This window comes from Alteromonas sp. KUL150, assembly GCF_009811475.1.
GTDB lineage: Bacteria > Pseudomonadota > Gammaproteobacteria > Enterobacterales > Alteromonadaceae > Alteromonas > Alteromonas gracilis.
Map to the genome: position 1 here is coordinate 13544 of NZ_BLIJ01000047.1, position 15430 is coordinate 28973.

At 45.8% G+C, this 15430-nt stretch carries 13 protein-coding genes; 12 read left to right on the top strand and 1 reads right to left on the bottom strand.

Annotation, left to right across the window (positions count from 1 at the left end):
• Positions 1-19: 19 nt before the first annotated feature.
• From GVO62_RS11200 to GVO62_RS11230, 7 genes are all read left to right on the top strand, one after another.
• The gene (locus GVO62_RS11200) at positions 20-562 is read left to right on the top strand and encodes a hypothetical protein (RefSeq protein ID WP_159119321.1); all 543 of its coding nucleotides are present in this window, start codon (positions 20-22) and stop codon (positions 560-562) included.
• A 23-nt stretch (positions 563-585) separates the two neighbouring features.
• Positions 586-1842, top strand: coding sequence for a hypothetical protein (locus tag GVO62_RS11205; RefSeq protein ID WP_159119322.1), 1257 nt, complete (start codon positions 586-588; stop codon positions 1840-1842).
• 85 nt (positions 1843-1927) lie between these two features.
• Positions 1928-3376, top strand: coding sequence for a hypothetical protein (locus tag GVO62_RS11210; RefSeq protein ID WP_159119323.1), 1449 nt, complete (start codon positions 1928-1930; stop codon positions 3374-3376).
• A gap of 11 nt (positions 3377-3387) precedes the next feature.
• Positions 3388-5370 carry an SUMF1/EgtB/PvdO family nonheme iron enzyme gene (locus GVO62_RS11215; protein ID WP_159119324.1) on the top strand — a complete coding sequence of 661 codons (1983 nt, stop codon included), beginning with the start codon at positions 3388-3390 and terminating at the stop codon, positions 5368-5370.
• A gap of 125 nt (positions 5371-5495) precedes the next feature.
• Positions 5496-6266, top strand: coding sequence for a MotA/TolQ/ExbB proton channel family protein (locus tag GVO62_RS11220; RefSeq protein WP_159119325.1), 771 nt, complete (start codon positions 5496-5498; stop codon positions 6264-6266).
• A gap of 16 nt (positions 6267-6282) precedes the next feature.
• The gene (locus tag GVO62_RS11225; RefSeq protein ID WP_159119326.1) at positions 6283-7341 is read left to right on the top strand and encodes a vWA domain-containing protein; all 1059 of its coding nucleotides are present in this window, start codon (positions 6283-6285) and stop codon (positions 7339-7341) included.
• A gap of 13 nt (positions 7342-7354) precedes the next feature.
• The gene (locus GVO62_RS11230; protein ID WP_159119327.1) at positions 7355-8305 is read left to right on the top strand and encodes a VWA domain-containing protein; all 951 of its coding nucleotides are present in this window, start codon (positions 7355-7357) and stop codon (positions 8303-8305) included.
• 37 nt (positions 8306-8342) lie between these two features.
• On the opposite strand, the gene GVO62_RS11235 is transcribed toward GVO62_RS11230, so the two are convergent.
• Positions 8343-9887, bottom strand: a complete 1545-nt coding sequence (locus tag GVO62_RS11235; RefSeq protein ID WP_159119328.1) for a hydroxymethylglutaryl-CoA reductase — start codon at positions 9885-9887, stop codon at positions 8343-8345.
• 425 nt (positions 9888-10312) lie between these two features.
• On the opposite strand from GVO62_RS11235, the gene GVO62_RS11240 reads away from it, so the two are divergent.
• From GVO62_RS11240 to GVO62_RS11260, 5 genes are all read left to right on the top strand, one after another.
• Positions 10313-11566, top strand: a complete 1254-nt coding sequence (locus GVO62_RS11240; RefSeq protein WP_159119329.1) for an HlyD family secretion protein — start codon at positions 10313-10315, stop codon at positions 11564-11566.
• A gap of 2 nt (positions 11567-11568) precedes the next feature.
• Positions 11569-13761, top strand: coding sequence for a peptidase domain-containing ABC transporter (locus tag GVO62_RS11245; protein ID WP_236547137.1), 2193 nt, complete (start codon positions 11569-11571; stop codon positions 13759-13761).
• Complete coding sequence (locus GVO62_RS11250) at positions 13748-14059, top strand: helix-turn-helix domain-containing protein (RefSeq protein ID WP_105932204.1); 312 nt, start codon at positions 13748-13750, stop codon at positions 14057-14059. Before GVO62_RS11245 ends, GVO62_RS11250 begins: the two co-directional genes overlap by 14 nt.
• A 47-nt stretch (positions 14060-14106) precedes the next feature.
• Positions 14107-14319, top strand: coding sequence for a hypothetical protein (locus GVO62_RS11255; protein WP_159119330.1), 213 nt, complete (start codon positions 14107-14109; stop codon positions 14317-14319).
• A 108-nt stretch (positions 14320-14427) separates the two neighbouring features.
• Positions 14428-15408 carry an ATP-grasp domain-containing protein gene (locus GVO62_RS11260; protein WP_159119331.1) on the top strand — a complete coding sequence of 327 codons (981 nt, stop codon included), beginning with the start codon at positions 14428-14430 and terminating at the stop codon, positions 15406-15408.
• Positions 15409-15430 lie beyond the last annotated feature (22 nt).

The window sequence follows — 15430 nt, forward strand, 5'->3', positions numbered from 1 at the left end:
ATAAAAGGACTTAATGGCGATGCCGAACTATTTGCCCTTTGCTTTATTACTCTATACATTTTCTTTAACGCCTGTTTGCGCACAAACAAGCGATACTCCTACCTATTATCAAGATTGCTCGGTACTCGACTTTGGTGAACAAGATATGTCAACCATGACCGAAGCAGAAAAAATTCAGGCGCTAGATGACTCTCTTTTCGGCGCATTAAATCAAAGCGAAGAATGCATGGACGCTGCTGCACAATCCAGCGCACAAAGTGTTGCTAACGCAGCTGGCCAAGGTACAGGGCAAGGTGGCGGTACAGGAAGTACCTCCGTCACCGCGTCTTCTGGCTCAGGTGCAGGGCAATCTGACTCGCAAAGTAATACCGAATCTCAAGATTCATCATCGAATACACAAACCACTACCTCAAGCTCTGGTCCTTCAAAACAGTCCGTTGGCGGACAAGCAAAAGGTGGTAGTTCAGCGGTATGTGACGCCGTAATTGCCGGTTTGCAAGGAGCAAAAGATGAGACCGAAAAAGCTCACTTCCAAGCATTAAAAGAGCAATACGGCTGTTAATAAACTCAGAGGAAGGAAAGGAAATGTCTTCATTTAAACCAAAGGCCCTGCTTACAGTGGTCGCAACAGCGTCGTTTATACTTTTAGGCGGCTGTGGTTCCACGCAAACGAATGTTTCTAGTGTTGGTCCATCTATGGTGGGGCCTGGGGTTGGTCAGCCTTTAGGCGCCCAGAGAAATAGTTATAATTATAACTCAGAAATTTATATGGATGTTGCCATTCCGGTATTCGACCCAGGTTTTCCAACTGACAGCGATGGCTCTATCGATTACGACGAAATAGAAGAAGAAGGCATCTGGCCACAGGTGCGTAGGCTAGAGGCTAACCGTTTTGCCATTGCTACTAAAGAAGCGTTGGGCGAAACCAAGTCTTTTGGCAGCATCAATGTAACGCCTGATGCATCTGCTCTTGCCGATGTATACGTACTTGGAAAAATCAATTATTCAGATACTGAAACCGTAGAGATTGGCGTAAGAGTCATGGACGCTAAGAACACAGTATGGGGTGAGGAAGAGTTTGAGTATCGCGTAAGCGAAGGCTGGTATCGCGATGCGATGTCTCGTGGTGAAAACCCAAATGGCCCAGTGTTCGAACAAATTGCCAAGTTTGTCTACGACTTGCTTATCAAGAAGTCAGAGGCTTACAAGCAAGAGGTTCAAATGGTCTCTGATCTGCGCTACGCACAAATGTATAGCCCTGAATCGTTCAGCCAGTATCTTTCTCAGAACCGCAAAGGCGAAATTGACTTGGTCAGTGCGCCTTCTGAAAGCGACCCAATGCTTCGCCGCGTGCGCGCAATTCAAGCAAAAGATGAACAGTTTATTGATAGTCTTCAAGAAACGTACGATTCGTTCTGGGTAACAACAGAAGCGCCGTATAGAAAATATCAGAAAGAAACGCTGCCCGAAGCCAAGAAAATCAGAGAGCTTGAAGCAGAACGCACCACCAAACAGGTTACTGCTGGTTTGTTTGCTGTAGCCTCGGTACTGCTAGGCTCGAACTCCAGTTCTACTGTTGGGCAAGTGGCTGCTGCAGGTGCGGGTATTGCTGCTATAGGCTCACTAAGCCAAGCAATTCAAACCAATAAAGAGCTTCACGCCCAACGTGACTTGTTCGACGAGATGGGTCAAAACCTTGATATTCAGGTTGCTGATCAGATTGTTGAAATTGATAATCAACGTATTGAGCTACAGGGCACGGCAGCTGAGCAATATTACCAGCTGCGCTCTCGCCTTAAAGATATTTATGATATGGAAGCAACACCGATGACTGCGCTGTAAGCGTAGTCATCTTCTTGCGTTGTTTCAAAGTTGAGTTCCACCACTACTCATTTACACAATAAAATAAGAAAGCGAAGGAATACGCATGCCGAGCGTTGAACAGCAAATAGAGCAAAGCAGAGCCAAGAAGAAAGCATTGATTAAAAAGGCACTGCTTGGCTGTGCAGTAGTACTCTTTGTTGGCATGGCAAGCGTCGTCCTTATATCTTTTATGCCAAGTGTTTCGACGGATGTTGATTTGTCGGTTGATAAGACAGAAACGGTACATCAACCTTCTGAAAGCCCCTCATCAACGTCCCTGAGCCCAGAAGAACGAAAAGCTCTTCAAATGGCGCTCAGCGACAGCAAGCAGCGCGTAAGTGAGCTCGTTCAGCGAGTTACACATTCAAAAGAATTCTCAGAAAAAGTAAATGTCGTTGAGGATGAACTAAACAAGGCATTTAACGCCTACAGCTCGTCTAACTTCAGCGAGGTTGAAACAGCGCTAGAAGTGGTTAACGGCTCTGTTTCAGCATTAAGCGCTGAATACGAAAATGCCTATACCGCGCCTTATGAAAGCGCGCTCTCTGCTTTCGAAAAAGATGATATTTCAGAGGCATTTAACTTAAACAGAGTATCGCTTACAACCAACCCAGATTTCGAAAAAGCTAAGATATTGCAGCAACGAATTGATGTATATAGCGAAGTGCAAGACGCTTACGAACAAGCACGCGTTGGTCGTGTGGAAAATAATATTCAAAAACAGCGTGATGCATATGCGGAAATTGTCGCCCTTGACCCCTTTCGAGAAGATTCGAAGCAAGCGCTCGATGCTATTGAACGCCAGATACGCGAAAACCGCTTCAACACTTTACTCGCCAGCGCCAATAAGGCTATTGAAGCGCGAGATTTTACCACAGCAACACAACGTATTAATGAGGCTAAAAGCCTTAAGTCTTCGAGCAGCGAGCTAGATATCATCAGTAAAAAGTTGGCGTCTTTAATCGCGGGGAGCGAACAGCAAAAAATTGAAAGCCAAGTCACCTTGTTCGCAGACGCTGATGAATGGAAAACCGTGCAGATGTTGGCTAATAAGGGCCTTACATCTTTTTCTGCCAGCCCAACGCTACTTCAAGCCAAACAAGATGCTGATGGAATTTTAAATGCAAGTAAGCGTTTAGAGGCGTATCAACAAAGACCTGAGCGCCTATCTGATAACAATGTCAGAAACCTTGCCCAACAAGATATCGAACAGGCTCGCAACTACGCCAATAAAAGCGCCAAACTCCTTACACAAATAACGGAGCTAGAAGGTATTGTCGATAAAATTAAACAACCTCGCCCCGTTACTATCACCTCTGATAACGACACCTATATCAAGGTACTCGGCGTTGGGGTTGTTGGTGAGATAAAGCGTAAAACCATTCAACTTAAACCAGGTACGTACCGCGTCGAAGGAAGCCGCGAAGGTTACCGCTCTACAATTAAAGAAATTGTGGTATCACCATCAGACAACAATCCATCAGTGCATATTGTTTGCACTGAAAAAGTATAAGGGCCTATATTGTGAGCAGTATTGACGACGCCATTGCTAAAGGAAAAAAACGACGAAAGGGCGTTGCTATCGCATCACTTATAGGCCTTATCGCCGTACTCGTTGTTTACTTTAGCTGGCTGTTTCTTACAAAAGGGTATGCTTTTGTCGTTTCTCCAGAGCGAGCCGCAGTGGCGCCGGAACTTTCGGTATCAGATGGTACCGCCATGTTCATCAGCGACAAACTGTATGTATTTGGCAGCCACGCGGAAGTACAATTATCAGCACCTAAATATCAAGCTGCAAGCGTCATCATTAACGAAACCTCACCAAGCACAATTAACGTTACGCTCTCGCCTCTACCAGCAGAGCTTACCGCATCCACATCTCCCTCGCTCAATGAGGTAACGTGGTATTTAAATAACGAAAAAATGTCGGTATCACAGACTTTCACTACCGAGTTAGCTCAGGGTAGCTATACAGTTAGCGCAAGTCATCCGCACTTTGAAATAGGTGAAGTTCAGTTTGAGGCTGATATCGCACAACAATTAGAAAAAGTCATTCCCTTATCTCCGATTAAGGGTGCGATCACTATCAACTCTACCCCTACCGGTGCATCAGTAGCCTTAGACGGTAAGGACGTTGGCACAACACCCCTTACACTCGAAACAGAAGGTGGCAAGTACGAGGTAGAAGTAACAAAACCGGGCCTAGAACCGTTGAAAGACGTGATTGAAGTGACTAATAAACGGCTTTCACCGTCGAGAGACTATAATCTCAAGCCGCTTCAGGCACAGCTATCAGTATTTACTACGCCACCAGGCGGCGTGCTTACCGTAAACAATAAGCCAGTGGACAATAACTCCCGCGTAGATGCGAACTCTCTTCATACCGTTAAATATGAAAAAACAGGGTTTGTCTCGCAAAGTGAGAAAATAAGATTAGCACCCGGTGAAAACAAGTCGCTCTCTTTTACCCTTACAAAGGAGCTGGGCCAGGTAAACATTACTGCCTCACTCGATGCAAAGGTTTCAATCAACGGCGCACCACAGGGCCAGACACCGCTGGACATTACCCTCCAAGCGCTACCACATACTGTTACTTTTGAGCGCGAAGGTTATCGCAGCGTAACTAAAACAGTAACACCCAGCGCAAAGCGCACTGCAACAGTTCATGCTGATATGCTAACTGAATTTGAAGCAAGGCGCCGTGAAGGCAAACCGCTTTTCGCCACTACGTTAGGCATTCAACTCGCCTTGGTAACGCCAAAAACTTTCACCATGGGCTCTCCTTCAAACGAAAAAGATCGTCAACGCAATGAAGTTCAACGAGAGGTATCTTTCTCTCGCAAGTTCTGGGTGTCTAAGCATGAAATAACCCAAGCTCAATTTGCCGCCTTTACCGGAAAAGGTGGCGGCAGCGCACTACCAATTAGCAACGTTTCTTGGGATGAAGCCGCGGCCTTTACGAACTGGCTGAGCGAAAAAGAAGGGCTAACGCCTTTTTATATCATTAAAAATAAACGAGTAGCGGGAGTTGATGCCTCTTCGAAGGGTTACCGCTTGCCTACTGAAGCTGAATGGGAGTTTGTAGCCAAATTAAATCGACGAGCATCTTCGACAACTTTCGTATGGGGTGATCAGTATCGTATACGTGATAAGCAAGGAAACTTCGCCGACGCATCACTCAGCGGCAAACAAACTTTCATATTGAAAGACTACGACGACGGATTCGCAAATAAAGCACCGGTTGGCTCATTTAAGGCCGAGCGCGGCGGATTCTTCGATTTAGACGGCAATGTGCGCGAGTGGGTTCACGATACTTATGATGTTGCAACATCCAGCCATTCAGGTTCCTACACCAACTACTTAGGCCCCGTTGGACAAGGGAAACATGTGGTCAAAGGGGCGTCTTATCTAACAGGCAGACTTAAGAATATTCGGGCTAGTGTACGCAGTGGTGAAAATACGCCGGCGGACGACATAGGCTTTCGCATAGCGAGATATGAGAACTAACATGAAAAAGAAACTATTAATCATTGCTGTGCTTTTAGGCATAGCGGGGACGGCCAGCGCCTACTTTGTATCGCTAGACTCGCCACAAGACTTCCCGACTAATATTTAAGTATCAAGGACTGACCATGAGTAAAGAGAATACGTTGTCAATGAACCCCAGCTTTCTAGTAAGTGGCGGGGTATTTTTGTTTATTTTCGCCTTGGTACATTTTCTATTTGCGGGAGTTATTCGCCCTGCAGCTGAGAAAGTCATGGCGACCGCGGGAACGGCTTCCCTCTCATCTATCTGGGTTATCCTTAAAGATGTCGAACAACAAGTTTGTATATCACTAATGTTGTTCTGTATTTTTCTGATGGTCTACAAGCTTTGGAAGCTGCTTGATGAAGAAGAGATCTATTCACGTGATCTTCTTCCTGAACACAACAAAGACACGCCCCTTGACGTAGATAAAGCATTGAATGAGCTTTCGTCTTCATCATACAGCGACACCCCAGCTTACAGCACTTGGATAAACTGTATTAGACGCTTCAAAAATACGCAAAACGTGCAGCATGCCGCGGACGCTATCCATGCATCGGTAGAAAATATAGCGGCGCAATTGGAAAGCGGTAACAACGTGATTCGCTACATTATCTGGGCCATTCCTTCTATCGGCTTCGTTGGCACCGTGCGAGGTATAGGTGCTGCCCTAGCCCAGGCAGACGCCGCGCTAGACGGTGATATTGCAGGCATGACCGCCTCTCTCGGCGTTGCCTTTAATTCAACGCTAGTGGCGCTTTTTATCTCGCTTATCTTGATGTTACTAATGCATCTTTTAAACGGCCGCCAAGACAAAATGGTTATTCGCACACAAGAGTCTTGCGAACATCACTTGCTATCGCACCTTCACAACTAATTAGGCGATTATACCCATGCCTAAAGTGCGTAAAGCCGAAGACGGATTTAATCTAGCCTTTTTAGACGTTATGGCCTGTGGCCTTGGCGCGGTTATTCTTATTTTTATTCTGGTGGATTTCAAAGCTTTCACGCCTACGCCAACGGAAGAAAAAGAGAAATTAGAGCAAGAGCTCGCTGCCGCTGAACAGGAACAGCAAAAACTTAAAAAGTCGCTCGACGAAGTTAATGACAAGATTGCGCTGGAGTCGGCAAAGCAAGATGACGCTGAACAAGCCCAGGCTGACAGCACCCAGGATCAGTCGAAGCTATTGCAAGACATGTCTACCGAAATGGCGGTAGTCGCTGACCTTGAAAATCAGCTGGCAGCGCTGTCTAAAGAAGTTGAAAAGTCGGCCAATATACAAATGCAGGGTACGGGCGAACAAAACTATATTACCGGTATGAAGATAGAGGGCCCCGAAATCGGCTTACTTATCGACAAAAGTGCCTCAATGATGGGCGACAATCTTCTGGATATTCTAGGCAAATTAGCATTGAGTGATGGACAAAAAGTCTCTACTCCCAAATGGATACGCACTAAACGAGTTGCGCAGTGGATGTTGGCGCGCGTGCCTTTAGAATCACGGGTGACGGTAGTAGCATTTTCAGATACAGCAACTACCTTGGGGCTTCGCAATGTGAACAGCGCTAAGGTCAGCGGTTCGATGAACGCTATCGTAAAAGACCTCGGAGGCGTCGTGCCAAATGGTGGAACTAATCTTCAAGAAGGCTTAGCCATTTTGTTTAAAGCCAACCCCAATATTACCGACGTGTACATCGTCACCGACGGTTTACCTACGCTGGGTGATGGGTTGCCATTAAGCTGTAAGAATTTTATTAGCAGTAAAAAATCAATCTCTTCTGACTGCCGTCAGACCCTTTTTGTTGAAACCGTTAAACGGGCTAAAAAAGGCGTGCACTACAACGTCATTTTGCTGCCGATAGAAGGCGATCCATTCGCATCTCCGATGTACTGGGAATGGACCCGAGCAACCAGCGGCACTTTCTTATCACCAGCACCGGAGTGGCCATAGTGAGAATGAAACCGTGAGGAAAATTCAGCGTGCCCCTGTTGAGGTATTCAACATTGCCTTTCTTGACATCATTTCTTGTGCCTTTGGCGCGGTAGTCATGCTTGTGCTGCTGGCGAAAAACGGTACCGAGGATACCGAGCGCGGCCCGAGTAACGTGAGCGTGCTGATTGATCAGGTACTACAGGCCCAGATTGATGTTGAAACGTTAAAAGGCGCCTTGTCAGACAAACTGCAGGAACTCAAAGCAGCGCAAAGCAAAACCGCTTCAGTTACAGAAGAAAGAGATAATCTCGATTCGTCTATTCCCCGTGCGCAGCAAACCATAGACCAGCTAAGAGATAAGGCGTCATCCTTACGTAAGGAGATTCGCCAAGCTACTGCCATGCTAAACACACCAAACCCAACCGATACGCCTGATGATGACGTGGGAGGCATACCCACCGACGCTGAATATGTCATATTTGCTATCGATAATTCGGGCTCAATGTCCTCCGGCAGTGGGTGGAATCGCGTTATCACAGTAGTGAACGACATTTTAAAGAACCACCCTAAAATGAAAGGGTTTCAAATAATGTCCGCAGACGGTAGCTTTATGTTTTCAAGTAAAGCTGGGCAATGGTTAGATGATAGAAAAACCATGCGCGATACGGCGATGAACCAAATGAAAAACTTCAAAGGCGGTGCGAGTCAGCCCGAAGCGGGTATTTTAAAGGCCATAAAGCTATATAAGAACACCAAGGGCCGGGTAAGCCTTTACGTATTTGGTGACGATTATCAAAGGACTAACTTGGATCAAATCGTTGGTCAAATTACCCAAGCTAACAAAGGTAACAACGGGCAGCCTGTCATTCGTATACACGGCGTTGGCTTTAGCCGAAGTAACGGTAACGCACAGCGCTTTAGCGCCTTTATGCAGGCCGTAGCGAAACGAAACCGAGGTGCATTCATCGGCCAATACTTTTAACCGTTATTGGCCGATGAAGGACAACCTAACTCACCGTCTATCTATTTCGCCCGTACTGTTCGTGAGACGATACCCAGTCTGATGAGCTTATTGCTGATGCCAACGATATCTCCCCAGCTAGCACAACCGAGGCCACAATTTCCGCAAATTTATACACGCGGTCACGACCGTAACAATCGAGAAGCTCTAAACACTCGCGCTGCGTACCGATACCTGTACCGCCGCCATAGGTGGCCACTATAAGAGAAGGTATTGTGATAGAGACGTACAAGTCTCCGTCTTCAGTTAACTCGGAATACATTATTGCTGCCGACGATTCAGACACGTTTGCCACGTCCTGCCCTGTGGCAATGAACATAGCAGTAATACCGTTCGGCGAATGAAGACCGGTATTATTCACACCAGACAAGAATGAACCTACACCAGCAACTCGGCCGTGGTAGTCAATCTGTTTAGGCTCTACACGCATCACCTCTAACAAATGTTCACGCTTAATTGTTGCTTCGGCGGTAACGCGCTTACCGCGAGTGCGCATGATGTTGATCTGTGATGCTTTCTTATCAGTGGCGAAATTGGATTCAAGATAAAAGTTCTCTATCCCTTCGTAGTGATCCAAGATCCACCCGCAGGCAGCGAAAGTAGCGCGGCCAACCATGTTCTGCCCCGCTGCATCACCCGTCTTAAAGTTAAAGCGCAAAAAGGCGAACTTATTAGAAAGGAAGTGATCGATATAGGTAAGATTTGCAATACTTGATGTTGCTTCAGCTTCTTCCTTTATCTTCTCGAAATTCTTTTTTATCCACTTAACAAAGTCTCTAGCACCTCGGGCATTTTCAAAAATGAATACTGGCGCTCGCTGCATAGCATCATCTACTACCGTAGCCGTTACGCCGCCGCTCATATTGAGCAATTTCATACCGCGATTATACGATGCTACCAATGTACCCTCGGTAGTTGCCAGCGGCACGACAAACTCTCCTTGCGCATGTTCGCCGTTTATTTTTAAAGGCCCTGCAATACCAATAGGAACTTGAGCAACGCCGATAAAGTGCTCAATATTTCCTTTGAGTGCCTGTGGGTCGATGGAATACTGACCTACATGGTCAATTTTCTTTCCCGTCGCACTTTCGAAATACTCTTGGCGTGTTTTTATAATGCTCTCACCGTAGTCATCCATGTCGTCTCGAGGAATAAACGCACTGCGTTGTCCTGGTGCCGTTATATTATCTTCCACCTCAAATTTGAGCTTTCCGAATGGGGATGCAGAAAAACAAATGCCTAGCTTTCGCTTTTCCGGACAAGGTGCTTCGTCGATGTCTAAATGCACGGTTATAGTTTGACGCAAATCAAAGGGTTCTCCGCCTGATTTGTTCAATGCGTCTACTGAAATGCAAGAATCAGGGGTAAGTTGAAGCGAAATTTTTTCTTCGGGAATTTTTTCGCCATCAAGGGATATCCATTTTACCTCTTTGATGGTTGCGTCTTTTAATCTGTTTTTTAGAGAAAAAGAGAGGCCTTTATCCGTCTTGGTCAGACTTGCGCGTGTGTAAAGTTGTTTCAAAAGTATGCTTGGCACAAACATGAGACTTCCTTCTATTTATTCTTACCGTGTTATTTTCATATTCCATTGTTTTTTATAGCACATTCTTTATACAGATCTATGACTTCTTTTTATTCGTTTGCTAATTCTTTGCGTCATATCAACCTTTAAAATCGAGCCAAACACATTTAAAAATAGGCCAAACCTTTATAAACCTTGCGCTCTAAAAATATAGACCTCTCATAAAATTCATTAACTTAGCCGCCCATCTAAAGTGAACACCGTCACCGCAGTAACGATGACCACTAGGTATCTGGTAGCACAACAAAGGAGGCATCACGGATTGCGATGCCACGGATGAATAGCCGGTAAGGAAGCGGCAGCCAGATACCTTTCTATGCGGGACACAAAAAGAACGTATTAACCATCAGCAACAATCAACCAGACCCTCAGTACAAGGATAGACGATGAGAACAGGACTATTTAGAAAGGAAGCCGTGGATGAACAAGCAAACACACTCGACGGTAATTTTTTAATGACACCTAAACCTGTCTTTTCGGCTATTGCCCTTCTACTCATTGTCTGGATAGTTGCGGTGATCTTTTACCTGAACATGGGTAGTTATGCCCGAAAGGCCTCGGTTAATGGATGGCTGGAGCCTAGCCACGGTGTATTTAAGCTCTATTCTGATACTCGTCGTGGCAAAGTGATTGATGTGCTAGTTCAAGATGGTGATCAGGTAGAGGCAGGCACACCGTTAATCACGATTGATTACAGTAATAGTGATGCATCAGGTAATCCCGTGAGCATCCAACTGCTTAGAGAACTTGAAGCTAAACATGAGCGAACGTTAGAAAATATTTCTCGCCTGCAGGCACTTCATCTTGCTCAAGCTAAAACTTTGAGCGACCAGTTAGCTCAGGCAAAGCGCACATTAGATGACTTAGACGCTATCGTTGCACTTTCTGAGGCCCATTGGAACATGGCGTTTCATCAATGGGAAACAGCACAGTCTCTCTTAAATAAAGGGCATATCAGCCGTGCCGATTTTGAAAACCAAACGCTTCAGCGCTTGACAGCAGAACAACAGATGACGCTGGCTAAAAAAGACAAACGTATAGAACAGACCAACATTACAAAGCTACAGCATGAAATCGCAACGCTACCTAAGCGCCAGGCCAATGAGATGGCGAATTTGGAAAACGCGCTGAGCGATCTTCAGCAGCAGATTGTAAGTCATAAGAGCAGTGCTGAGGAAACCATTTATGCGCCTCGCAGCGGGCAAGTGTCTGGCCTGCGTGCAAAGAAAGGTTACACCGTTGACAACGCGCGCCCTTTGCTGACTTTACTTCCTGTCAACTCCGATATCCAGGCGCGTATCGCGGTACCGGTGCGTTCAGCGGGCTTTTTGCGTGAAGGCCAGGCCCTACACATTCGCTACGATGCATTTCCCTATCAAAAGTTTGGCGTGCAGACGGGAGAAATTACTAATATCTCGCCCTCCCTGATCCTGCCAGGCGAACTTATCGATGTACCGATATCAATAAACGAACCTGCGTATCTGGTCACTGCGAAGATAAGCGCTAACGAAATATTGGCTTACGGTAACAACATTTCGCTTAAAGCCGGTATGACCTTCTCTGCTGATGTGCATCTCAGTCAACGCACCTTGATGGAGTGGTTGATGGAACCGATTTATAGCATTAAAGGGAAGCTTTAAGGATGACTAGCGTTATCATGAATCTCGTCTCAACCTCGCTTCACACAAAGCGACGCGTTCCCGTTATTTTGCAGAGCGAGGCGGCTGAGTGTGGACTAGCTTGTATGGCCATGATTACTCAATATTACGGCGATAAGCGAGATCTCAACGCACTGCGACACACCATGTCTGTGTCACTTAGAGGCAGTACGTTAAAGGATGTTATGGGAGTTGCAAGCGACTTAGGGTTTCAAAGCCGAGCCATTAAAATTGAAATGGAACACCTAGCGCAGCTAGCCTGTCCCGCCATATTGCATTGGAATATGAATCACTTCGTTGTACTCACCAAAGTAAAAGGTGACGTGATTACTATTCATGACCCAGCACTCGGAGAGAGGAAGCTCACATTTGATGACGCATCCAAATGCATAACAGGTATTGCGCTTGAAGTATCACCTACAGACACGTTTTCACCTAAAACGTCTTCGCCGCGCCTAGGGCTTTCTCAATTTTTTACGCGCACCACAGGGTTCAAGCGCAATCTGATCACCTTATTCGCCCTATCCATTGTGTTGCAGCTATTTGCATTAGCCGCGCCTTATTACATGCAAACGGTGGTCGATGATGTACTGATTTACAACAACGAAGCGCTGTTAAAGGCCCTTGCTATTGGGTTTGCTCTTCTTCTAATTATTGAAACTTTTACAAGCGGCGTTCGAAAACTGGTTATTTTATCGGTGTCTTCTCGCCTTCAGCTTCAAATGTCGGCGTCGGTATTTAAGCACTTACTTTCACTTCCCCTAGATTATTTCGATAAGCGCCATATCGGTGATGTAGTCTCACGTTTTGGCTCGCTAGCAAATATCAGAGAATTCTTAACGACTGGCGTAGTTACCGCATTGCTAGATGGGCTCATGGCCCTGGTCACGTTAGCCGTAATGATGCTGTACTCGATAAAACTTACCCTTGTCGTCGTCGCTATTATGTTGGTGTATTTATGTATTCGGCTAGGGCTAATGCCGCTAATTAAGCGACTTACCACGGAACGTATTGCGCTGGCCGCATCAGAGCAAAGTCATTTTATGGAAAGCGTTAGGGCTATACTGCCTATTCGGGTCTACGGACAAGAAGTGCAGCGCCACGGACACTGGCAGAACAAGCTAGTAGCAACGTTAAATAAAGATATTACCCTTGGCAAAATTAATATCGGCAGCACACTCTCAAATCAGCTTTTATTTGGCGCTGAGAACCTAGTGGTTGTGTATGTTGGTGCAAGCCTGGTAATGGAAAATACGCTTTCAATCGGGATGTTGCTCGCGTTTATAGCTTATAAAACCCGCTTCGTGAATGCGCTGGACGGCGTAGTCAATAAAGTGATTGAGCTAAATATGCTCGGCGTTCACTTTACTCGTCTCAGCGATATCTTGTTAACACCTGCTCAGGCAAAGCCAAATACTCTGGCGGCAAATACTATTAGTTCGTTTAGTTATACCCATGCGCTCTCATCAAGCACACCATCTAACACCATAGCGCTTAATGCCAACTCGTTAGGGTATCGCTATAGCGCGTCGAATGAATGGGTATTCAGGCATATCAACCTTTTAGTCGAATGTGGCGACATCGTTGCCATTATTGGCGATAGCGGCTGCGGAAAAAGTACGCTCTTAAAGTGTTTAATGGGGCTGTATCCTTTATCAGAAGGTAGCGTGAATTTTGCTAACGTCAAACGCCCAGTCATCGCTTCGGTGTTACAAGAAGACACTTGCTTAAGCGGTACAATTGCACAAAACATCTGCTGTTTTGAGCAAGCGGCTGACTTTAAGAAAATGGTTCATGCTGCACACCTTGCCTGCATACACGAAGAAATTATGAAAATGCCCATGCAATATCACTCACTCGTGGGCGATATGGGTAGCAGTTTAAGCGGCGGCCAAAAGCAGCGACTGCTTCTTGCCAGAGCCCTTTATCAGAACCCTGACATACTGTTTTTAGATGAAGCTAGTAGCCATTTGGACATGGCTAACGAAGCGCAAATCAATCATCACCTCAAATCTTTAAATATGACACGAATCATTGTGGCTCATCGTCCACAGTCTATCGCCATGGCAGACAAAGTTTATCGTCTGGCAGACGGCATCTTATATCCCTGCTCTCCCGCAGAAGTATCTGGAGCGCAATATCAGGTAAACACGGAGAAATCTAATGAAAGACCATGAAATAAGAGAACCTGCGGTGTTGATGACAGCCGCTGAACGTTTGCAGATAGATGCAAGTGGTATTACCGCCTATGGCAGCGTGATCCCAATTGATTGCTTATCTAAACGGGAGTTACAAGTTGCACACAAAATTATGGAAGGCTGCTCTAACAAAGTCATCGCCTCAGAGTTATTCATCAGTGAAAGGACAGTAAAGTTTCACTGCGCCAATATTTATAAAAAGCTCAATATATCAAATCGTTCTGCGCTCATTGCAGGGTGCTTTAGAACGCTTTACCAAGAGGCAACGTCACTTTAAGTGACATTGTCTTGTTACTCAACACGCCACTACAAGGAGCGTACACTATGAAAAACCATCAACATCAACTAAGTCATAAACAACCTACAGCCGGTCACCCTGTGCAACTTGCAGAAGCCCAACTTTTTGAGGTATCCGGAGGCTTGCGGGCACGATTGATTGAAAACCCACCAGCGATCGTTCCCGAACCTAAAGAGCCTGTATATATCACATTGGCTATTGGAGAGGGCGGCGGCGAACTTCCGGATATATTGTCTTAATCCCACTTAGCATGCTTTAACAACATATGTATGCCTTCAGCGGTATGTGCATGCATGTGTTGTTTTTATTACCCGTAATTTAAAGTTTTCCTCGAGCAAGGAGCACGGATGCACGTCGCATTATTAGGAAGTGAACAAGACCCCCAAATTCAGCATATCGCACAGGCCTTACGTCAACGTGATATACCTTTTTATATTGCCAATACACGTTATTTTGGCACGACCTGGACCATCAGTTACGACCCCGATTTTGATGACGGATTAATTCATTTCAGTTCATCGTCGCTATGTGACCAGCCTAGAGTGACCTTTTCAAATACCAAGGCTGCCTACTGGCATGAATACCTGCCGGGCGAGTTACCAGACAAGGGGGTCAAAGATGCAACTTTAGATGGCAAAGTACAAGATAAACGCGCTCGCGCGGCTGAGCATTACGGCTGGACCGAGCAGGAGCGCGCCAGCACTTTGCTTTGCTGGTTCAGTTATGCTGACATTAAGTGGGTCAACCCTATCGACGCTGTCCGAAGCCACCAGTGCAAACCTTATCAATCGCGTATTGCTGGCAAACTAGGTGCACATATTCCCTACACCTTTGTAGGCAATGCGCCTGAAGTCGCCACGCAGTTTTGCAATAATATGCGCGAGGTTATCTATAAGCCTGTGCGCGGCGGAAGAACTGCACAATTCGTGAATAAACAACCCAATATGCGGCCCTTACTTAACACCTTACTCAGTGAACGCCCTGTTACCTTTCAAAAATACATTGCCGGCGTAAATATACGAAGCTATGTGCTGGGCAATGACGTGCTCAGCGTACAAATTGACTCTAGTGAATTAGATTACAGGAACGACGATAATGCCAGTGTATCGGTGACCATAATCCCCAACGACATTCAGCAGTTAGCTGTCAAAATATGCAAAGCATTAGGTATGCACTGGTGCGCGATAGACTGGCGCAAAAGTGCGAAAGGAAAGTACTTTTTTTTAGAAGCCAACCCCAGCCCTTATTTTTTGAAAGTAGAAAACGATACTGGCTTGGATATTACGAGCAGGCTTATAGAACTTTTGTCAGATACAAAGTTAAGATGAGCTCCTCATCAATGTAGCAGAC